Annotated in this window: 17 protein-coding genes and 1 tRNA gene; 11 read left to right on the top strand and 7 right to left on the bottom strand. The window is 54.3% G+C overall.

What is annotated here, in order from left to right; genetic code table 11:
* Positions 1-42 precede the first annotated feature (42 nt).
* Both pyrE and rph read right to left on the bottom strand, forming a co-directional pair.
* Positions 43-684 carry an orotate phosphoribosyltransferase gene (gene pyrE, locus J1G48_RS00520; protein ID WP_000806167.1) on the bottom strand — a complete coding sequence of 214 codons (642 nt, stop codon included), beginning with the start codon at positions 682-684 and terminating at the stop codon, positions 43-45.
* A gap of 78 nt (positions 685-762) precedes the next feature.
* Positions 763-1,479 carry a ribonuclease PH gene (gene rph / locus J1G48_RS00515; protein ID WP_001247078.1) on the bottom strand — a complete coding sequence of 239 codons (717 nt, stop codon included), beginning with the start codon at positions 1,477-1,479 and terminating at the stop codon, positions 763-765.
* A 125-nt stretch (positions 1,480-1,604) separates the two neighbouring features.
* Here rph and J1G48_RS00510 point away from each other — a divergent pair, with 125 nt between their 5' ends.
* Positions 1,605-2,468, top strand: a complete 864-nt coding sequence (locus tag J1G48_RS00510; RefSeq protein ID WP_000621352.1) for a YicC/YloC family endoribonuclease — start codon at positions 1,605-1,607, stop codon at positions 2,466-2,468.
* Positions 2,469-2,517: 49 nt separating this feature from the next.
* Here J1G48_RS00510 and J1G48_RS00505 read toward each other — a convergent pair whose 3' ends face one another.
* Complete coding sequence (locus tag J1G48_RS00505) at positions 2,518-3,420, bottom strand: LysR family transcriptional regulator (protein WP_001050866.1); 903 nt, start codon at positions 3,418-3,420, stop codon at positions 2,518-2,520.
* Positions 3,421-3,493: 73 nt separating this feature from the next.
* Between J1G48_RS00505 and J1G48_RS00500 the strand changes: the two genes are divergently transcribed.
* Both J1G48_RS00500 and J1G48_RS00495 read left to right on the top strand, forming a co-directional pair.
* Positions 3,494-4,375 (top strand): HARLDQ motif MBL-fold protein, encoded by an 882-nt coding sequence (locus J1G48_RS00500; RefSeq protein WP_001082975.1) that lies wholly within the window; start codon positions 3,494-3,496, stop codon positions 4,373-4,375.
* 250 nt (positions 4,376-4,625) lie between these two features.
* Positions 4,626-5,243 (top strand): trimeric intracellular cation channel family protein, encoded by a 618-nt coding sequence (locus J1G48_RS00495; RefSeq protein WP_000924334.1) that lies wholly within the window; start codon positions 4,626-4,628, stop codon positions 5,241-5,243.
* Here J1G48_RS00495 and ligB read toward each other — a convergent pair.
* Positions 5,240-6,925: an NAD-dependent DNA ligase LigB gene (gene ligB, locus J1G48_RS00490; RefSeq protein WP_001241846.1), complete on the bottom strand. Its 1,686-nt coding sequence runs from the start codon at positions 6,923-6,925 to the stop codon at positions 5,240-5,242. The genes J1G48_RS00495 and ligB overlap by 4 nt on opposite strands.
* Before the next feature lie 256 nt (positions 6,926-7,181).
* On the opposite strand from ligB, the gene gmk reads away from it, so the two are divergent.
* Genes gmk through recG form a run of 5 tightly spaced genes read left to right on the top strand, consistent with a single transcriptional unit; the run spans position 7,182 to position 13,046 of the window.
* Complete coding sequence (gene gmk / locus J1G48_RS00485; protein WP_000046966.1) at positions 7,182-7,805, top strand: guanylate kinase; 624 nt, start codon at positions 7,182-7,184, stop codon at positions 7,803-7,805.
* 54 nt (positions 7,806-7,859) lie between these two features.
* Positions 7,860-8,135, top strand: coding sequence for a DNA-directed RNA polymerase subunit omega (rpoZ, locus tag J1G48_RS00480; RefSeq protein WP_000135058.1), 276 nt, complete (start codon positions 7,860-7,862; stop codon positions 8,133-8,135).
* 18 nt (positions 8,136-8,153) lie between these two features.
* Positions 8,154-10,265 carry a bifunctional GTP diphosphokinase/guanosine-3',5'-bis pyrophosphate 3'-pyrophosphohydrolase gene (spoT, locus tag J1G48_RS00475; protein ID WP_001714181.1) on the top strand — a complete coding sequence of 704 codons (2,112 nt, stop codon included), beginning with the start codon at positions 8,154-8,156 and terminating at the stop codon, positions 10,263-10,265.
* 4 nt (positions 10,266-10,269) lie between these two features.
* The gene (gene trmH / locus J1G48_RS00470; protein ID WP_001068436.1) at positions 10,270-10,959 is read left to right on the top strand and encodes a tRNA (guanosine(18)-2'-O)-methyltransferase TrmH; all 690 of its coding nucleotides are present in this window, start codon (positions 10,270-10,272) and stop codon (positions 10,957-10,959) included.
* Positions 10,960-10,964: 5 nt separating this feature from the next.
* The gene (recG, locus tag J1G48_RS00465) at positions 10,965-13,046 is read left to right on the top strand and encodes an ATP-dependent DNA helicase RecG (protein ID WP_000016747.1); all 2,082 of its coding nucleotides are present in this window, start codon (positions 10,965-10,967) and stop codon (positions 13,044-13,046) included.
* Positions 13,047-13,081: 35 nt separating this feature from the next.
* Here the strand turns inward: recG and gltS are convergent, their stop codons facing one another.
* Positions 13,082-14,287, bottom strand: a complete 1,206-nt coding sequence (gltS, locus tag J1G48_RS00460; RefSeq protein WP_000462250.1) for a sodium/glutamate symporter — start codon at positions 14,285-14,287, stop codon at positions 13,082-13,084.
* Positions 14,288-14,514: 227 nt separating this feature from the next.
* Here gltS and xanP point away from each other — a divergent pair, with 227 nt between their 5' ends.
* Positions 14,515-15,906, top strand: coding sequence for a xanthine/proton symporter XanP (xanP, locus tag J1G48_RS00455; RefSeq protein WP_000115436.1), 1,392 nt, complete (start codon positions 14,515-14,517; stop codon positions 15,904-15,906).
* A 120-nt stretch (positions 15,907-16,026) separates the two neighbouring features.
* Positions 16,027-17,736, top strand: coding sequence for an AsmA family protein (locus J1G48_RS00450; protein WP_000766659.1), 1,710 nt, complete (start codon positions 16,027-16,029; stop codon positions 17,734-17,736).
* Positions 17,737-17,838: 102 nt separating this feature from the next.
* Here the strand turns inward: J1G48_RS00450 and yicI are convergent, their stop codons facing one another.
* Together yicI and J1G48_RS00440 are read right to left on the bottom strand one after the other, a co-directional pair.
* Positions 17,839-20,157, bottom strand: coding sequence for an alpha-xylosidase (yicI, locus tag J1G48_RS00445; protein ID WP_000702990.1), 2,319 nt, complete (start codon positions 20,155-20,157; stop codon positions 17,839-17,841).
* An 11-nt stretch (positions 20,158-20,168) separates the two neighbouring features.
* Positions 20,169-21,551: a glycoside-pentoside-hexuronide family transporter gene (locus J1G48_RS00440; protein ID WP_000834260.1), complete on the bottom strand. Its 1,383-nt coding sequence runs from the start codon at positions 21,549-21,551 to the stop codon at positions 20,169-20,171.
* Positions 21,552-21,838: 287 nt separating this feature from the next.
* Between J1G48_RS00440 and J1G48_RS00435 the strand changes: the two genes are divergently transcribed.
* Positions 21,839-21,933, top strand: a tRNA-Sec gene (locus tag J1G48_RS00435).
* Positions 21,934-22,008: the final 75 nt, after the last annotated feature.

Below are 22,008 nucleotides of genomic sequence, written 5' to 3'. Positions count from 1 at the left end.
GACAGAAACATAAGCCCGGTAAAGCGCCACCGGGCAATTCGCTTACACGCCAAATTCTTCCCGGTATGCTCGCACAGCCGCCAGATGCTCAGCCATATCAGGTTTTTCTTCCAGATAGGCAATCAGGTCTTTCAGCGTAATGATGGAGATAACCTTACAACCATAGTCGCGCTCCACTTCCTGAATCGCGGAAATCTCGCCGCGGCCACGTTCCTGACGATCCAGCGAAATCAGTACGCCAGCCAGCGTAGCCCCGTGCGCCTGAATAATCTCCATCGACTCGCGAATCGCCGTACCTGCGGTAATCACGTCATCCACCAGCATCACGCGGCCCTGTAGCGCGCTGCCCACCAGACTCCCGCCTTCGCCATGATCTTTTGCCTCTTTGCGGTTAAAGCAGTACGGCAGGTCTTTATCGTGATGTTCCGCCAGCGCAACCGCCGTCGTCGTCGCGATCGGAATACCTTTGTACGCGGGGCCAAACAGCAGATCAAATTCAATACCGGAATCCACCAGCGCTTCGGCATAAAAACGGCCTAACAACGCCAGGTCGCGCCCGGTATTAAACAGCCCGGCGTTGAAGAAATAGGGGCTTTTGCGCCCGGATTTCAGCGTAAACTCGCCAAACTTTAGTACCTGCTTGTTAAGCGCAAACTCAATAAACTGGCGCTGATACGGTTTCATGGATTCGCTCCTTTTCTTACTTTCATCATTTACGAAATTTACGGACAAAAAAAAGGCGACTTTTCAGTCGCCTTAAAATCAATTTTCTAGCGCCGCCTTCTGCGTCGCCACAATGGATTCAATTCCCCCTCGGGCCAGCGCCAACAAAGTGAGAAGTTCTTCATGGCTGAACGGCTCGCCTTCCGCGGTACCCTGTACTTCAATAATGCGGCCGTCTTCAGTCATCACGACGTTCATGTCGGTTTCTGCTGCGGAATCTTCAACATATTCCAGATCGCAGATCGCTTCGCCGTTAACGATGCCTACGGAAACCGCCGCCACCATGCCTTTCATCGGGTTGGTTTTCAGCTTACCGTTGGCAACCAATTTATTCAGCGCATCCGCCAACGCCACGCAGGCACCGGTAATAGACGCTGTACGCGTACCGCCATCGGCCTGGATTACATCGCAGTCCAGCGTAATGGTAAATTCGCCGAGCGTTTTCAGATCGACCGCCGCACGCAGCGCACGCGCGATCAAACGCTGAATTTCCATAGTACGGCCGCCCTGCTTACCCTTTGCCGCTTCACGCGCATTACGGGTATGGGTAGCGCGAGGCAACATGCCATACTCTGCGGTGATCCACCCCTGGCCTTGCCCTTTCAGAAAACGAGGGACGCCTTCTTCAATGGAGGCGGTGCACAACACTTTGGTATCTCCAAATTCGACCAGTACCGAGCCTTCAGCGTGTTTTGTATAGTTACGGGTCAGGGTTACGGGACGCACCTGATTAGCGCTACGGCCTGCTGGACGCATATTGAGATCTCCGGCTTAAAACGAATGTGGCTGCGCATTATACGGACTTCCGATGGTTATTCCTATCCTGACAAGGCCTGGATAGCTATAATCCCCTCATCTCTCCTTTAAAAACGGGAACATCTATGATCCGCAGTATGACCGCCTACGCCCGGCGTGAAATCAAGGGTGAATGGGGTAGCGCGACCTGGGAAATGCGCTCGGTAAACCAGCGTTATCTGGAAACTTACTTTCGTCTGCCGGAACAGTTCCGTAGTCTTGAACCCGTCGTGCGCGAACGCATTCGTACACGCCTGACGCGTGGCAAAGTCGAATGTATGCTGCGTTTTGAACCCGATGCCAGCGCGCAAGGCGAGCTTATTCTGAATGAAAAGCTCGCGAAACAATTAGTTAGCGCCGCAAACTGGGTCAAAATGCAGAGCGACGAAGGGGAAATCAATCCGGTTGATATTTTGCGCTGGCCAGGTGTCATGGCGGCGCAAGAGCAGGATCTGGACGCGATTGCCGCAGAAATTTTAGCCGCGCTGGACGGTACCCTGGATGACTTTATCGTCGCGCGCGAAACGGAAGGCCAGGCGCTGAAAGCACTGATTGAACAACGTCTGGAAGGCGTCAGCGCCGAAGTAGCGAAAGTCCGCGCGCATATGCCGGAAATCCTGCAATGGCAGCGTGAGCGCCTGGTCGCGAAGCTGGAAGATGCTCAGGTTCAGTTGGAAAACAACCGTCTGGAGCAAGAGCTGGTGATGATGGCGCAGCGCATTGATGTGGCGGAAGAGCTGGATCGTCTGGAAGCGCACGTCAAAGAGACTTACAACATTCTGAAGAAAAAAGAGGCGGTAGGTCGCCGTCTGGACTTCATGATGCAAGAATTTAACCGTGAGTCGAACACCCTGGCCTCCAAATCCATCAACGCTGATGTAACTAACTCCGCTATTGAATTAAAAGTGTTGATCGAGCAAATGCGCGAGCAAATCCAGAATATTGAATAATTCTGGCGCTCAATATGTCATAGAGCCCGCCTTATGCGGGCTCTCGCGTTTATCGGTAGTACGTTTTTAATTTCCGGCGAATAGCGTCGATAAGGCGCCGCTTCCACTCTACCGTTGAAGCCCGATACTGCATAAAAATAGCGCCTTCCGCCTGCTCCCCGGCAAGCGGCAGGACAAAAAGACCGCGCTTATCGGATAAATTTTCATACCAGGGGCGCGGTACAATCGCCATTAGCGGCGCCGACTGGACAGCAGGCGCCAGTTGACTGTAATCATGACAAACAAACGCCAGCGGGCGTTCAAACCCGGCACGAGCCTGCTGCCTGTCCAGTTCGTTGTTCTCTTTTGTCCACGGCAAACAGTAAATGTGTTGATAATGCTGTAGATCAGCAAAATTCAACGCTGTGGCATTCTCCAGACGTGAACGCAATGGCGCGCCATAAACCGCGATCAAACGCGTAGTCCCCACCCGCTCGTAATGCAGAGCGCTGACCTGCTTTTGATGGTCGCCAATTGCCAGCACCAAATCAACCGAGCTATCCAACAGTTCATCACGCCAGGGTCGGCGGGCAAAAGGAAGGCACTCGATCACCGCCTGATGAAGATGACCTTTCTCTGCGAGAACGGGCGTAAGCAGCGCGTTCAATGCGGGAGGAAGTACCACCCGGAAACAACGGGAGCCGTTCTCTTTATCGCCAAACAGCTCCTCATTAAGCGAAACAAACACAGGCGCCAATTTGTCACGCAGCGCCTGCGCATAAGGCGTAGCAATCTGGCGGTTCCCTTCCCGTCGAAACAACGGGTCGTTTAGCGCATCGCGCAATCTCATTAACGCATGACTTACCGCAGAAGGCGATAAAGCCAGCTTTTGCGCCGTTTTCCCCGTAGAGCTCGTCTCCAGCAGCACATACAGTACTTTTAACAGGTTCATATCCATTTGCAGCAAGTTCATTAAACGTCTCTCTTATTGAACCTGGCTAAATTACTGCCAGGTATACTGCGGGCGCTTCAATCAGGAGAACATTATGAATCGCTATGCATTATTCTTTGTATGTATATTTTCAACATCAGCACTTCCTGCCATGGCGGCATTAGATCCTTCACAACCGTTATCACCCACGCCTCCGTTATCACTGTTTAAAGCGTGGGCTAAGCCTATAAAGCCGTTTCAAATCACAGAAGGCGTGTGGTATGTCGGCACGAAAAATCTCTCTTCTATTCTGCTGACCACTCCGGCAGGGCATATTCTTATTGATGCGGGGTTGGATGAAAGCGCACCGCAAATTAAAGCGAATATTGAAGCGGCAGGATTCCGCCTCACAGACGTGCGCTATCTGTTGAATAGCCATGCGCGGCTGGATCAAGCGGGGGGCATGGCACGTTTGAAAGCGTGGAGCGGCGCACAATTGGTCGCCAGCCAACCCAACGCCGATCAGATGGCGAGGGGTGGACGACAGGATTTTGCGCTTGGCGATGCGCTCCCCTTCCCGCCCGTCACCACCGATAAAATTATCCACCACCAGGAAAGCATCATCCTCGGAGGGATAACCGTGACAGCGCTATTCACGCCTGGACATCTACCCGGCTCAACCTCCTGGCGCGTAACGCTCCGCAACGGCAAGACGCTAATTTACGCTGACAGTCTCGCCACGCCCGACTATCTGCTGATTAACAACAAAAATTACCCTGACCTGGTTACTGATATTCAGGGTAGCTTTAAGACGCTGGCCGCCCAGCATGTTGATATCTTTATTGCCAACAAAGGTGACCGCTTCGGGCTACTGGAGAAACGACAGCAACTTCGCAACGGCGATACACAGGCATTCTTTGATTCCAATGGCTTGCAACAGTATGTGGAACGCTCGCGCCAGCGCTTCATCACACAACTTACCGCACAGCAGCCATAATGAAATAACTCACCGGCGGCGCATCCAGGGCGCCGTTCATTTAATTTATCTAAGTCAAAACAGAAAAACCTCGTATACAATAAACCACAAAAATGATGTTCAATTTATTGATATTTATAATAAATAATTATTAATCATAAATTTAAAATCATTACTAAAATTTATTAATCGTGTAATGCCTTAGAAAATCTCAATCGTGATACAGCGCACAAATCGTTAATCTTCGCCCCCAGTAAATTAGGGGGAAATCATGCTGTTGCACGTTCTTTATTTAATTGGCATCACTGCCGAGGCCATGACGGGCGCACTCGCTGCGGGTCGTCGTCGCATGGATACATTCGGCGTAATTATTATTGCTACCGCCACCGCCATTGGTGGAGGCTCAGTTCGCGACATTCTGCTCGGTCACTATCCGCTGGGTTGGGTGAAGCATCCCGAATATGTCATTATTGTGGCGACTGCCGCTGTATTGACCACCATTGTTGCCCCCGTCATGCCCTATTTACGCAAGCTTTTCCTGGTACTTGACGCGCTGGGGTTGGTGGTTTTCTCTATTATTGGCGCTCAGATAGCCCTTGATATGGGCGAAGGGCCAATTATCGCCGTGGTAGCCGCCGTCACTACCGGCGTCTTTGGCGGCGTGCTCCGCGATATGTTCTGCAAACGCATTCCACTGGTGTTTCAAAAAGAGCTATATGCCGGCATTTCGTTCGCCTCGGCGGTGCTCTATATTGCGCTGCAACATTACGTCATGAATCCGGATGTCGTCGTTATCTCTACGTTACTGTTTGGCTTTACAGCAAGGTTATTAGCGCTACGTCTTAAACTTGGCCTGCCGGTATTTTATTACCGCCATGAAGGGCACTAAGACCCAAATCCGGGAATATGCTGAGCAGCCAGCCATCTGCTCAGCGTTTTGATCTGCGGATTATTCCGCCAGTCGATGACTCTCCCGGCACGACGCTCGCCCGTCGCTGGTAACTGCCGCCAGTGTTGCTCTGTTCGCATTAATAACTGCTCCCATGAACGATCGCCGCTGGCCTGTAATGCAGCCTGCGTTAAGGGGATATCCATCGCCATGATCCAGCGGGTAAACGACTGCCGGCGCGCCAGGTTAAATTGCCGCCATATCTGCTCGCTTTTTCCTTTAGCAAAGCCTGGCGTGTTGGCTATTTGCGCTGACGTCAGGGCAAGCCAGGAGAAGATATGCTTAAAGCGATGCGTCTGATGCAAGGCCCGCCAGCTGGCTTCGCCCATTCCGTCCAGACCCAACGCCGACCGTGACCCCAGCCATACCAGCCTGGAGATAAACTGTTCCTGACACGTTTCCGACGCGTAAAAGCAGGTCAGCGAGTTGAAATGGCTATCAGGCGGTACAGGCTTACTCCGCTCACGACTCCGCCAGACGACCTCATCAAGCCGGGGAATGCCTTGCCCCGCCAGACTCACCAGGATCTGATCGCCCGGCGCGATATCCCACGCTTCCCAACGCTTCACAGAATCGATATTGACCCGCTGAACCCGCTTATCATCCAATATAACGGGGACAAGCGACGCTACTACGGTAATTTTGCCGCTTTTCCCCACCGAGAACTGAATAGCGCTCACTTGCGCGACCTGCGCTACTGGCGGATATTTCCATGCTGCCAGCCAGTCGCCCTGCCCGGGTCGCCAGTGTTGTGACGCAGGTTCTTTAGCCATGCGTATCACTACGCCATCCGTTACAAAGGGTAATGCTGACGTCAGCCATGACTGGCGCGCCCGCTCGACCTCGCTGGCATCTTTTACCGCCAGGGTATATTTATTCGTCAGACTGAATCCAGCCTTAGCAAGTTGGCTTAATCTTTCGGGCATATTTGCCGGACCGTCCGGCCACGCCCAAATAAAAATACCCAACGAATTTAGCGCGGAGGCGTTATCCTGGCGCATTAACATTCCTGCGACTTTCGAGCGCGCATTCATCCCGCCCATCCGTTGCTGGATATGTCCCTCGCGCTGTAGAAAGATTTCGCCCTGCAACACCGCGTTAGCAAGCGCGCCTTGTGTTGTCTGCGGTATAGAGGGGATCAGGCGAATTTTTGGCGTCCAGTCCTCGCCTTGTAGTCCGTTACCCCGGCTGATAGCCCTGGTCAGTTTACCGTTTTGATAAACCAGCGTTACCGCTACACCATCCACTTTTGGCTGTACCCAAAGCTCGCTGCGCCCGCGCATCCACTGTTCTACCGCCTGTCGGTCCGCGAGTTTACGTACGCCCGTGTGCGCAACAGGGTGCATTGTTGTACCGTTTAACGGCGGTGAAACCGGAGTAGATGAAACATCCTGACCAACACAGCGTTGCCACTGAACCAGCCTTGCGCTGAGCTGGTCGTACACACTATCGTCAACCGCGCTAACACCTTGTTTCCAGTAGATGTCATTCCAGTCAGCGAGCTGTTGCTGTAAACGGGTGATTTCTTCAGCGGCCCTTGCTGGCGGCCAGGCCGGGCAAAGCGCCCCACTCTGCGAATGCCACAATAAAATTCCCCACGCCATACTTTTCCATAATCTCATCACGACCTCCTGCGCACATTGCCCGGCAGGTATAGCGCTTTAGTGAATAAAAACCGACAGGTAAAAATGCATCATCCGAGCCGCTTTCCAGATTTTTTGGTGGGTTGCTGCAACGACGCGATAAAAGCGGAAAAAGGGACGCAAAATGCAATAATCTGGCGCAAAAAGTGTGACAAAGACTACGTCGCATAACGGCGATGTGTATAATAAGCCCGTATCAAGGCTCTATTTCGATAATCACAGACGTAAGATACTCATGGCTCAAGGTACGCTTTATATTGTTTCTGCCCCCAGTGGCGCGGGTAAATCCAGCCTGATTCAGGCTTTATTAAAAACCCAACCGTTGTATGACACTCAGGTTTCCGTTTCACATACCACGCGCGCGCCGCGTCCGGGTGAAGTGCACGGTGAGCACTATTTCTTTGTAAATCATGATGAGTTTAAAACCATGATTGGCAGGGAGGCGTTTCTGGAGCACGCGGAAGTGTTTGGCAATTACTACGGCACTTCGCGCGAAACCATTGAGCAAGTGCTGGCAACCGGCGTTGATGTTTTTCTGGATATCGACTGGCAGGGCGCCCAGCAAATTCGCGAAAAGATGCCGCAAGCACGCAGCATTTTTATTTTGCCGCCATCAAAGATCGAATTGGATCGCCGTTTACGCGGCCGCGGGCAAGATAGCGAAGAAGTCATTGCCAAACGAATGGCGCAAGCGGTTGCAGAAATGAGCCATTACGCCGAATATGATTATCTTATTGTGAATGACGACTTTGATACCGCGTTAAGCGACTTGAAAACTATCATTCGCGCTGAACGTCTGCGTATGAGCCGCCAAAAGCAGCGTCATGACGCTTTAATCAGCAAATTGTTGGCAGACTGAACCCACTTTCAGTATCATGCCCAGTCATTTCTTCACCTGTGGAGCATTTTAAGTATGGCACGCGTAACTGTTCAGGACGCTGTAGAGAAAATTGGTAACCGTTTTGACCTGGTACTGGTCGCCGCGCGTCGCGCTCGTCAGATGCAGGTAGGCGGAAAGGATCCGCTGGTACCGGAAGAAAACGATAAAACTACCGTTATCGCGCTGCGCGAAATCGAAGAAGGTCTGATTAACAACCAGATCCTCGACGTCCGCGAGCGCCAGGAACAGCAAGAGCAGGAAGCCGCTGAATTACAAGCCGTTACCGCTATTGCTGAAGGTCGTCGTTAATCACAAAGCGGGTCGCCCTTGTATCTGTTTGAAAGCCTGAATCAACTGATTCAAACCTACCTGCCGGAAGACCAGATTAAGCGTCTTCGGCAGGCGTATCTCGTTGCACGTGACGCTCACGAGGGCCAGACACGTTCAAGCGGTGAACCCTATATCACGCACCCGGTAGCGGTGGCCTGTATTCTGGCCGAGATGAAACTCGACTACGAAACGCTGATGGCCGCTCTGCTGCATGACGTGATTGAAGATACCCCCGCCACCTATCAGGACATGGAACAGCTTTTCGGTAAAAGCGTTGCCGAGCTGGTAGAGGGGGTGTCGAAACTTGATAAGCTCAAGTTCCGCGATAAGAAAGAGGCGCAGGCCGAAAACTTTCGCAAAATGATTATGGCGATGGTGCAGGATATCCGCGTCATTCTCATTAAGCTTGCTGACCGTACCCATAACATGCGCACGCTGGGCTCGTTACGCCCGGATAAACGTCGTCGTATTGCCCGTGAAACGCTGGAAATCTACAGTCCTCTGGCGCACCGTTTAGGTATTCATCACATTAAAACCGAGCTGGAAGAGCTGGGTTTTGAAGCGCTGTATCCCAATCGTTACCGCGTCATTAAAGAAGTGGTAAAAGCGGCGCGCGGCAACCGTAAAGAGATGATCCAAAAAATCCTCTCTGAAATCGAAGGACGCTTGCAAGAGGCGGGAATTCCGTGTCGCATTAGCGGTCGCGAAAAACATCTTTACTCGATCTACTGTAAAATGGTGCTCAAAGAGCAGCGTTTTCACTCGATCATGGACATTTACGCGTTTCGCGTGATCGTTCATGACTCCGATACCTGCTATCGCGTACTCGGCCAGATGCACAGTCTCTATAAGCCGCGTCCGGGACGGGTGAAAGACTATATAGCCATTCCCAAAGCGAACGGCTATCAGTCTTTGCACACCTCGATGATCGGCCCGCACGGCGTTCCTGTTGAAGTCCAGATCCGTACCGAAGATATGGATCAGATGGCGGAAATGGGGGTCGCGGCACACTGGGCGTATAAAGAACACGGTGAGACCAGCACCACGGCGCAGATCCGCGCCCAGCGCTGGATGCAGAGCCTGCTGGAGCTACAACAGAGCGCCGGTAGTTCGTTTGAATTTATCGAAAGCGTAAAATCCGATCTCTTCCCGGATGAGATTTACGTTTTCACCCCGGAAGGGCGCATTGTCGAACTGCCCGCTGGCGCTACGCCGGTGGATTTTGCCTATGCAGTGCATACCGACATCGGCCACGCCTGCGTCGGCGCGCGTGTCGACCGCCAGCCTTATCCGCTGTCGCAGCCGCTTAGCAGCGGTCAGACCGTCGAAATTATTACCGCGCCGGGCGCGCGTCCCAACGCCGCCTGGCTGAACTTTGTCGTCAGCTCTAAAGCGCGCGCTAAAATTCGTCAGTTGCTGAAAAACCTCAAACGTGATGACTCCGTAAGCCTGGGCCGTCGTCTGCTTAACCATGCTTTAGGCGGCAGTCGTAAGCTGGCGGAAATTCCGCAGGAAAATATTCAGCGCGAACTGGATCGTATGAAGCTGGCAACGCTTGACGATCTGCTGGCGGAAATCGGTCTCGGCAACGCGATGAGCGTAGTGGTCGCGAAAAATCTGCAGCAAGGCGAAGCCGTGGTGCCGACCGTTGCGCAATCGAATCACGGCCACCTGCCGATTAAAGGCGCGGATGGCGTGCTTATCACCTTTGCGAAGTGTTGTCGTCCGATCCCAGGCGACCCGATCATCGCTCACGTCAGCCCAGGTAAAGGACTGGTGATCCACCACGAATCCTGCCGTAATATCCGTGGATACCAGAAAGAGCCAGAGAAATTTATGGCGGTCGAATGGGACAAAGAGACGGAGCAGGAATTCATTACCGAAATCAAGGTGGAAATGTTTAACCATCAGGGCGCGCTGGCTAACCTGACGGCGGCGATTAATACCACCACCTCCAATATTCAAAGCCTGAATACTGAAGAGAAAGATGGTCGCGTCTATAGTACCTTTATTCGCCTTACCGCACGCGATCGCGTACATCTGGCGAATATCATGCGCAAAATCCGCGTGATGCCAGACGTTATTAAAGTCACCCGTAACCGAAACTAGCGCTATGAATCCAAAACGTTATGCGCGTATATGCGAAATGCTCGCCAGGCGTCAGCCTGATCTCACGGTCTGCATGGAGCAAGTCCACAAACCTCATAACGTTTCTGCAATCATTCGTACCGCAGATGCCGTTGGCGTCCATGAAGTCCATGCTATCTGGCCAGGTAGCCGGATGCGCACCATGGCTTCCGCGGCGGCGGGCAGCAACAGTTGGGTACAGGTGAAAACTCACCGTACCATTGGCGATGCGGTAGCCCATTTGAAAGGACGGGGAATGCAGATTCTGGCAACCCATCTTTCTGATAAAGCCGTAGACTTTCGCGAGATTGATTACACGCGCCCGACCTGTATTCTGATGGGTCAGGAGAAAACCGGTATTACTCAGGAAGCATTAGACCTGGCGGATCGGGATATCATCATTCCGATGATCGGCATGGTACAGTCGCTGAACGTTTCCGTCGCCTCCGCGCTCATTCTTTATGAAGCCCAGCGCCAGCGACAGAACGCGGGCATGTATCTGCGTGAAAATAGCATGTTGCCGGAAGATGAACAGCAGCGCCTGCTGTTTGAGGGTGGTTATCCGGTGCTGGCGAAAGTCGCTAAACGTAAAGGTCTGCCTTATCCTCGCGTCAATCAGCAGGGCGAAATCGACGCCGATGCTGACTGGTGGGCGACGATGCAGGCGGCAGGGTAATCACCATGTCAGGCCGCTTGTTAGACGCTGTTCCGCTCAATTCCCTGACAGGCGTCGGCGCAGCGCAAAGCAGTAAACTGGCGAAAATTGGCCTGCACACCGTGCAGGACCTCCTGCTCCACCTCCCTCTGCGTTACGAAGACCGCACCCATCTCTACCCCATTGGCGAACTGCTGCCTGGCATCTACGCCACCGTTGAAGGCGAAGTGCTGAACTGCAATATCACTTTCGGCGGTCGTCGGATGATGACCTGCCAGATTAGCGACGGTTCCGGCATTCTTACCATGCGCTTTTTCAATTTTAACGCAGCGATGAAAAACAGCCTGGCGACGGGACGACGTGTGCTGGCCTACGGGGAAGCGAAGCGCGGCAAGTATGGCGCAGAGATGATCCATCCGGAATATCGCCTGCAGGGCGATCTCAGCACGCCGGAACTTCAGGAAACGCTCACCCCCGTCTATCCGACCACCGAGGGCGTGAAGCAAGCGACACTGCGCAAGCTTACCGATCAGGCGCTGGAGTTGCTCGACACCTGCGCCATTGCCGAACTACTGCCGCCGGAACTGGCGCAGGGTATGATGAGCCTGCCGGAGGCGCTACGTACCTTGCATCGCCCGCCGCCGACGCTCCAGCTCGCCGATTTAGAAACCGGCAAACACCCGGCGCAGCGGCGGCTTATTCTTGAAGAGCTACTGGCGCATAATCTCAGTATGCTGGCGCTTCGCGCAGGCGCGCAGCGCTATCACGCGCAGCCGCTAAGTACCAACAACATATTGAAAGACAAGCTGCTGGCGTCGTTGCCGTTTAAACCCACCAGCGCGCAGGCGCGGGTGGTGGCAGAGATCGAACGTGATATGGCGCTCGATGTGCCAATGATGCGTCTGGTTCAGGGCGACGTGGGTTCCGGTAAAACGTTGGTTGCGGCGCTTGCCGCCTTGCGCGCTATTGCCCACGGTAAGCAGGTGGCGTTGATGGCGCCGACCGAACTGCTGGCTGAACAGCACGCAAATAATTTCCGCAACTGGTTCGAACCGTTGGGCGTTGAAGTGGGTTGGCTGGCCGGTAAGCAAAAAGGTAAAGCACGTCAGGCGCAGCAAGAGGCTATTGCCAGCGGTCAGGTGCAGATGATTGTCGGCACCCACGCTATCTTCCAGGAACAGGTGCAGTTTAACGGGCTGGCGCTGGTCATTATCGATGAGCAGCACCGCTTTGGCGTCCACCAGCGGCTGGCATTGTGGGAAAAAGGCCAGCAGCAGGGCTTTCATCCGCATCAGTTGATTATGACCGCAACGCCCATTCCTCGCACCCTGGCGATGACTGCCTACGCCGATCTCGATACCTCGGTGATTGACGAGCTACCGCCGGGCCGTACCCCTGTCACTACCGTTGCTATTCCGGATACCCGTCGCCATGAAATCATTGATCGTGTGCGCAACGCCTGCACAACCGAAGGCCGTCAGGCCTACTGGGTCTGTACGCTGATTGAAGAATCTGACCTGCTGGAAGCGCAGGCGGCGGAAGCCACCTGGGAGGAGCTCAAGCTGGCGTTACCGGAGTTGAATATCGGCCTGGTACACGGCCGCATGAAGCCCGCCGAAAAACAGGCGGTGATGCAGGCCTTTAAGCAGGGTGAACTGCATCTGCTGGTCGCCACTACGGTGATTGAGGTGGGGGTCGATGTTCCTAACGCCAGCCTGATGATTATTGAAAACCCGGAGCGACTGGGCCTGGCGCAATTACACCAGCTCAGAGGCCGTGTTGGCCGTGGCGCGGTCGCATCGCACTGCGTGCTGCTCTATAAATCGCCGTTGTCGAAAACGGCGCAGAAGCGTTTACAGGTATTGCGCGATAGCAACGACGGTTTTGTGATTGCGCAAAAAGATTTAGAGATTCGCGGCCCGGGGGAATTACTGGGCACGCGCCAGACAGGGAACGCCGAATTTAAAGTTGCGGATTTACTGCGCGATCAGGCCATAATCCCCGAAGTTCAGCGTATTGCCCGTCATATTCACGAACGTTATCCGCAGCAGGCACAAGCGCTGATTGAGCGCTGGATGCCGGAAACCGAACGTTATTCCAACGCCTAGTGAGCACGGCGGCTTTAATGCCGCCGTACAAACCCTTATTGCGCGAAAATCGGTAACATCAGGTACAGCTTAATCACCAACGCATTGACGATATCGATAAAGAACGCGCCGACCATCGGCACCACCAGGAACGCCATATGCGAGGGACCAAAACGGTCGGTAATCGCCTGCATATTAGCAATGGCGGTCGGCGTTGCGCCCAGGCCAAAACCGCAGTGACCCGCCGCCAGCACCGCCGCATCGTAGTTTTTCCCCATCATGCGCCAGGTGACGAAGATCGCGTACAGCGCCATGAAGATGGTCTGTACCACCAGAATCGCCAGCATCGGCAGCGCCAGCGACGCCAGTTCCCACAGCTTCAGGCTCATCAGCGCCATTGCCAGGAACAGTGACAAACTCACGTTCCCCAGTACCGAAACAGCACGCTCAAATACGCGATAAAAACCCACCAGCGCCAGGCCATTGCTGAGGATCACCCCAACAAATAGCACACAAACGAAGACCGGCAGTTCAAGCACCGTTCCCGCCAGTAGCTGCGCTACGATTTTGCCCACGGTCAAACAGATAGCAATCAGGGCGATGGTTTCGATTAGCACCAGAGAGGTGATCATACGGCCCACATCCGGCTTTTCAAAGGCTGTCGGCACGGCCTGATCGTCAGGCATTCCATCCGGCGTGGTGGAGTGTTTCACCAGATAACGCGCTACCGGACCGCCAATCAACCCGCCCAGCACCAGGCCAAAGGTTGCACATGCCATCGCAACTTCGGTGGCATTGGCAAAACCATAACGTTCGACAAACAGTTTACTCCACGCCGCGCCGGTACCGTGTCCGCCGGACAGCGTAATTGACCCGGCAATCAGCCCCATTAACGGGTCCAGCCCCAACAGACTCGCCATGCCGATACCGATGGCATTCTGCATCAGCAGTAATCCGACCACGACGACCAGGAAGACGCCAACAACGCGTCCCCCCTTGCGCAGGCTGGCAAGGTTAGCGTTAAGGCCGATCGTCGCGAAAAACGCCAGCATCAACGGATCGCGCAGGGTCATATCAAAGTTGACCTCCCAACCGACGCTTTTTTTCAGCACCAGCAGAGCAACCGCGACCAGTAACCCCCCCGCCACCGGTTCCGGAATCGTATATTTCTTCAGTAAGGAGACAGACTGGACCAGCTTGCGACCCAGTAGCAGCACCAGCGTGGCGGCGACAAGGGTCGATAAGGTATCGAGTTCAAACATTTAAAGCTCCTGTAGTGCGCTGTGACATGTGCGCACAAATCATTTCCTGAGTCATTTTTTTAGCTCTTTGCGAGTCTTCGGCATGGATTTTAAGCAGAAAAAGGCAAAAAGTTATATAAAAAGGTGCATTTATCTTTTTTAAATATTAAGAATATTCGCTAGCAATCGTTTGCTTTTACCACCTGGTCAGATAAAATCACCGCTTTTCCACCACGAGAATGTCCCTGATGTCCGTTAACGCCATCGAGTCGGCAGATGCGCAACCGGTTGCGCAGACGCAAAACAGCGAATTAATTTACCGTCTTGAAGATCGCCCGCCGCTCCCTCAAACCCTTTTTGCCGCTTGTCAGCATCTGCTGGCCATGTTTGTCGCGGTAATCACGCCAGCGCTGTTAATCTGCCAGGCGTTGGGTTTACCGGCGCAGGATACGCAGCACATTATCAGCATGTCGCTGTTCGCCTCCGGCGTAGCCTCTATTATTCAAATCAAAGCGTGGGGGCCGGTAGGATCGGGGCTGTTATCCATCCAGGGAACCAGTTTTAACTTTGTCGCCCCGCTGATTATGGGCGGTACCGCGCTGAAAACCGGCGGCGCGGATGTCCCGACGATGATGGCGGCGCTGTTCGGCACGCTGATGCTGGCAAGCTGCACCGAGATGGTGCTTTCTCGCATTCTACATCTGGCGCGCCGGATTATCACGCCGTTAGTCTCCGGCGTCGTGGTGATGATTATTGGCCTGTCGCTGATTCAGGTGGGGCTAACCTCCATCGGCGGCGGCTATGCCGCCATGAGCGACAACACCTTTGGCGCACCGAAAAACCTGCTGCTGGCCGGCGTCGTCCTGGCCATTATTATCCTGCTGAATCGGCAGCGTAATCCCTACCTGCGCGTGGCTTCTTTGGTTATTGCCATGGCGGCAGGCTATCTTTTAGCCTGGTTTATGGGCATGTTGCCTGAGAATAACGCGCCGGTCTCGCAGGACATCCTGATGGTGCCGACCCCGCTGTATTATGGTCTGGGCATTGACTGGAACCTGTTACTGCCGTTGATGCTGGTCTTTATGATTACGTCGCTGGAGACCATCGGAGACATCACCGCCACCTCTGATGTCTCCGAGCAGCCGGTATCCGGCCCCTTGTACATGAAACGGCTAAAGGGCGGCGTACTGGCTAACGGCCTGAACTCATTTGTTTCAGCGGTATTTAATACGTTCCCGAATTCCTGTTTCGGTCAGAACAACGGCGTAATTCAGTTGACTGGCGTCGCCAGTCGCTATGTGGGATTTGTTGTCGCGCTGATGCTGATTGTACTCGGCCTGTTCCCGGCGGTAAGCGGTTTTGTGCAGCATATCCCGGAACCGGTGCTCGGCGGCGCCACGTTGGTGATGTTCGGCACCATTGCCGCCTCCGGGGTGCGTATTGTCTCGCGTGAGCCGCTGAACCGCCGCGCGATTCTGATTATCGCCCTGTCGCTGGCCGTGGGTCTTGGCGTCTCGCAACAGCCGCAGATCCTGCAGTTCGCGCCGGAATGGGTGAAAAATCTGCTCTCATCCGGAATTGCCGCTGGCGGCATCACGGCTATCGTGCTGAACCTGATTCTCCCGCCGGAAAAACCGTAAAAACCCTGCGGCGGCGACACGATTCGCCGCTGCTGTAACGCTCTTTCACCATTCCTGTCTTGAGGATTGCACGCAAATCGTGCATAAATCCCCTATGTGCATTTCACGGGATGGAAGACCATGAAATTGATTGGGAGGTTGCTTCTCTACGTGCTGATCGCCTGTTTAGTGGTGATTTTCGGCTTTTATTTTCTGCTGCAAACGCGCTGGGGCGCAGATCATGTCAGCAACTGGGTATCAGAGAACAGCGGTTATCACCTCACATTCGACGTGATGGATCATCGTTTTTCCGCCCCATCCCATCTTTTACTGGAGAATGTGACCTTTGGTCGTGATGGTCAGCCTGCTACCCTGGTCGCGAAAACCGTAGATATCGGTCTGAGCATTCGCCAGTTAACCGCGCCGCTGCATGTCGACACGATTCTGTTACAGGACGGCACGCTGAATATTTCAGTGCAAACCGCCCCTTTCCCGTTTGAGGCCGACCGCCTGCAACTTCGCAATATGGCGCTCAATAGTCCCGGTAGCGAATGGCGGTTGAGCGCCCAGCGCGTTAACGGCGGCGTTATGCCATGGCACCCCGAAGCCGGTCGGGTATTGGGCAATAAAGCCCAGATCCAACTGAGCGCCGGTTCGCTGACGTTAAACGACGTTCCCGCCACTAATGTGCTTATTGAAGGCAGTATCGACCATGATCAGGTGATGTTAAACACCGTCGGCGCCGATATGGCGCGCGGAGCGTTAACCGGCGTCGCCCGGCGTAACGCTGACGGTAGTTGGGTCGTTGAAAATCTGCGGCTGAATGATATTCGGTTACAAAGCGATAAATCCCTGAGCGAGTTTTTCGCGCCGCTTACTACGGTTCCATCTTTGCAGATTGGTCGTCTTGAAGTGACGGACTCCAGCCTGCAAGGACCAGACTGGGCTGTCACCGATCTTGACCTGAGTTTGCGCAATCTGACTCTGCGCAAAGAAGACTGGCAAAGTCAGGAAGGTAAATTATCGATGAACGCCAGCGAGTTTATTTACGGCTCGCTGCACTTGCTCGATCCAATCCTGAACGCCGAATTTTCACCACAGGGCGTTGCGCTACGCCAGTTCACCACCCGCTGGGAAGGCGGTATGGTCAGAACCTCCGGCGCCTGGTTACGCGAAGGCAAAGCGCTTATTCTGGACGATACCGCTATCGCCGGGCTGGAGTATACGCTGCCGGAAAACTGGAAGCAGTTATGGATGAAGCCGCTGCCCGACTGGTTGAACAGCCTGACGCTGAAAAAATTCAGCGCCAGCCGCAATCTGGTGATCGATATCGACCCGGCCTTCCCGTGGCAAATCACCGCCCTGGACGGCTACGGCGCAAACCTGGAGCTGGTACAACATCATCAATGGGGCGTCTGGAGCGGCAATGCGACCCTCAACGCCGCAGCGGCAACCTTTAACCGTGTGGACGTGCGCCGCCCGTCGCTGTCGTTGACGGCTAATGCCAGCACGGTCAACATCAGCGATCTGAGCGCGTTTACTGGAAAAGGGATGCTGGAAGCCACTGCCAGCGTATCGCAACTGCCGCAGCGTCAGACGCAAATCAGCCTGAACGGACGCGGCGTACCAATGGATGTGCTACAGCAGTGGGGCTGGCCGGCATTACCGATTGCTGGCGATGGCAATATTCAGCTCACGGCCAGCGGCAATATTCAGGCCGATGCGCCGTTGAAACCGACGGTAAACGGGCAATTACACGCGGTCAACGCACAAAAGCAGCAGATAACACAGACGATGCAAGCGGGCGTGGTGTCCGGCGGTGAAGTTACGTCAACGGAGCCAGCGCTGTAATTGAGGGCTTGCCCGGTGGCGATGGCGCTTACCGGGCTTACGGTTCTTGCTCATTTGTAGGCCGGATAAGCGCAGCTCACGGCGCCATCCGGCGATTCAGATTTAAAGCGTAATCACCACTTCATTTCCCAGCGGGGTAACCACTACGCCCAGTTCACTTCCCGCATATGAGCCGCATTTGGTACCGCTAATCTGCGTAATATTACGCAGACACAGCGTCCAGTTGCGCGCCTCGCCTTCGCCGCTCACCGTAATGGTATTGCCTGTGCGTTTCGCCTGCAGCGTAAAGATTGTCGAACCATCCGTAGCAGGGACTTCGCAGACCGCTTCGCAGCCGTCATCCAGATGGAATAACTGGAAGGCCGTACCCTCATGCCAGGCGTAATCGGGCTTCTGGCTATTGTTGCCCAGCGCCAGTAGTGTATTGTCACGCACATACACTGGCAGGCTCAGGAAGTCATGCTGCTGTTTATGCCAGCGACTGCCCTGCACTTCATCGTTGCGCCACAGGTGCGTCCAGCGGCCTTCTGGCAGGTAGAACTCCACGTCGCCCGCTTCACTAAATACCGGCGCTACCATGACCGCATCTCCCAGCATGTACTGGCGATCAAGATAATCACACGCCGGATCGTCCGGGAACTCCAGCATCATCGCCCGCATCATTGGCGTACCGGCTTCGTTGGCACGCGCCGCTTCCCGATACAGATACGGCATCATCCGGCACTTCTGTTCAGTGAAGAAGCGCACCACGTCACAGGACTCGTCGTCATAGGCCCACGGAACCCGGTAGGATTTGCTACCGTGCAGGCGGCTGTGGCTGGAGAGCAAGCCGAATGCGCACCACCGCTTGTAGACATGCGCCGGCGCGGTATTCTCGAATCCGCCAATATCATGACTCCAGAAGCCAAACCCTGACAGGCCGATGGACAGCCCGCCGCGCAGGCTTTCCGCCATCGATTCGTAGTTGGCGTAGCAGTCGCCGCCCCAGTGCACCGGGAACTGTTGCGCGCCCACCGAGGCGGAACGGGCGAACAGCACCGCCTCTTCAACGCCGACGGTCTCTTTCAGCACGTTCCACACCAGTTCGTTGTAGATGTAGGCATAATGGTTGTGCATTTTCTGTGGATCTGAACCATCAAACCACTGCACATCCGTTGGAATGCGTTCGCCGAAGTCAGTTTTGAAGCAGTCCACTCCCATCTCCACCAGGCCCTTCAGCTTGTCGGCATACCATTCGCAGGCTTGCGGGTTGGTGAAGTCGTAAATCGCCAGTCCCGGCTGCCATTTATCCCACTGCCACAAGGAGCCGTCCGGGCGTTTTAGCAAATATCCTTTCTCTTTCAACTCCTGGAAGACCGGGGATTTCTGGCCGATGTAGGGGTTAATCCACACGCAGACTTTCAGCCCTTTCGCTTTCAGGCGGCGAATCATCCCTTTCGGATCGGGGAAAGTCACCGGGTCCCATTCAAAATCGCACCACTGAAAAGCTTTCATCCAGAAACAGTCGAAGTGGAAGACGTGCAGCGGCAGATTGCGCTCGGCCATACCGTCGATAAAACTGTTAACGGTCGCTTCGTCGTAGTTGGTGGTGAATGAGGTGGTCAGCCACAGGCCAAACGACCAGGCGGGCGGCAGCGCCGGACGACCCGTAAATTGGGTATAGCGGTTCAGCACGTCTTTCGGGGTCGGGCCGTCGATGACGAAGTATTCCAGATACTCGCTCTCGACGCTGAACTGAACTTTGGAGACTTTCTCGGAGCCAATTTCAAACGACACGCACTGCGGATGATTCACCAGCACACCGTAGCCACGGTTGGTGATATAGAACGGGATATTCTTGTACGATTGCTCGGTGCTGGTGCCGCCGTCGCGGTTCCAGGTCTCCACCGTCTGACCGTTACGCACCAGCGCGGTAAAGCGCTCGCCCAGCCCGTAGACGGTTTCGCCCACGCCGAGATCCAGACGCTCGAACATGTAGTTGCGCCCGCTGTTGGTATCCTGCACATAGCCGTTATTCTTCAACTGGCTACCGGTGATACGTACACCGTTGCGCAGAAAATCCAGAGACCAGATCTCGCCTTTGGTGACGCGCACGCTCAGGCTGCCGCTCTTGAGTTCGGCAAATTCGGCGTTGTTCTGCATCTCCACGTTGATATCTTGCAAGACATTGAGCGGATAATGTGGGCCGTTATCCAAAGCGCCCTGGAAGTGTTCCATCCGTACACCTATCACTCCTTCCTGCGGCGAGAAAAAGCGCAGGGTAAACAACGGGGTATCCAGTTGCCAGGTTCGTTCGCGGACATCACGCGGCGCGGCATAGATCACCATCTCATTCCCGTGCTGTTCAACGTCGAACACCTGAACCGGGTGAATCAAATTAAGGCCAGGCTGGATCAGCCAGTTTCCGTCGCTAATTTTCATAGTCTGTTCCTTTAGTTTTGCAATTTTTTATGGGTAAATTCTTGTTCGTTGCGGTGTGCGCCCTGCGCCAGTTGTTCCAGAATGGTTTTCAGGAACGGGCTTTTCAGGGTGTAATAGCGTTTAGCGATCGCGGCGCTCAGCAGATAACAGATGGCCGGAACGATAGTGAACAGAGCGATGATGATGCTGATCGTGGCGCTGTTTTGCGTTTTCGCCGCCGCGTCGTAACCGCCGCCTGCCAGCATCCAGCCAATCAGCGCCCCGCCGAGGGCAAGACCCAGTTTCAGCACGAACAACGTGCCGGCAAAACTGATCCCCGTCAGGCGTTTGCCGTTACACCATTCGCCGTAGTCGACGGTGTCAGACATCATCACCCACTGGATAGGCGTGACTAACTGGTGCAATACGCCAATCACGAAGATAAAGACGAACATAGCGATCGTGGCGTGCATCGGTACGAAGAACATCGCCACGCTGATTACTGCGAGTAAAGCGTTGGTCCACCAGAAAACGCTCACTTTGCATTTCCAGTCGGTCAACGGTTTTGCCAGCGCCGAGCCAATCAGGTTGCCGACGCAATAGGTGGTGAGGAAGGCGACAAACACGCCCGGTTTGCCCAATATCCAGGTGACGTAATACATCATCGCCCCGCCGCGCACGCATACCGCCAGAATATTCAGGATGGTGAGCAGGCCGACTATGCGCCACTGGTCGTTGTGCCAGATATCACGCAGGTCTTCACGCATGGAGGTATGGGTGGCAGGCGCTTCAACGCGCTCTTTGGTGGTAAAGAAACAGAACGCCAGCATCAGGAACGCCACCACCGAGAGCGCCGCGATACCCCCCTGGAAGCCCAGCGCCTTATTCTCGCCGCCAATCAGTTTCACCAGAGGCATCATCAGTACGGTAGAGAGCATTCCGCCCGCCGTTGCCAGCACAAAGCGCCAGGATTGCAGGGAGATACGCTGCGTTGGGTCATTGGTTATTACACCCCCCAACGCGCAGTAAGGGATGTTGACCACAGTGTACAGAAGGGTGAGCAACGTGTAGGTGATGGCGGCATAAATCATTTTGCCGTTCAGACTGAGATCCGGCGTGCTATAAGCCAGCACACAAACGATACCAAACGGCAACGCGCCAAACAGCACCCAGGGTCGGAATTTGCCCCAGCGAGAGCGGGTGCGGTCGGCCAGCAGGCCCATGCAAGGGTCGGAGATGGCATCAAGCGCACGCGCCAGTAAAAACATGGTGCCGACAAAACCAGCGGGAATACCGAAAATATCGGTATAGAAGAACATCATATATAACATGACGTTATCAAAGATGATGTGGCTCGCGGCATCGCCCATACCATAGCCAATCTTCTCCTTAACGGAGAGAATCTCACTTTTCATTACGCATCCTTAACGCTCACAACGCTCACTGATACCGGTTACAGTTTTTGTAAACCTTCCCTGCGAGCGTGAATATTCCGTTATTTAGTTATCAAATTACGATTCTTGTTTTCTGTGATCAGGGTAGCGTCAAAAAGTGTGATGAAATGTAACTAATGGATTTTATGGGGGTTTATATGAAACCGGTCATGGCAGAAGGAAAGGGAAGTTAAAAAAGCACGGGAGGGGATGTGGAAACGCCAGGAAGTAGCTATAATGCGCGCGCCTCCATGTAGCAATCGAGGCGCGGAAGATCGTCGTCTCCGGTGAGGCGGCTGGACTTCAAATCCAGTTGGGGCCGCCAGCGGTCCCGGGCAGGTTCGACTCCTGTGATCTTCCGCCAACATCCTTCTCTCATGCCCACCATTCGTCCTCTATTTCGGGACAAAGTATTTGCTTATTATTAAGACCAGTTCTT

It is taken from the genome of Salmonella sp. SAL-020 (genome assembly GCF_017372215.1).
In the GTDB taxonomy this organism is placed as follows: domain Bacteria; phylum Pseudomonadota; class Gammaproteobacteria; order Enterobacterales; family Enterobacteriaceae; genus Salmonella; species Salmonella enterica.
Note: the sequence above shows the minus strand (reverse complement) of the source record. Positions and strands in the feature narration are given on the sequence as shown.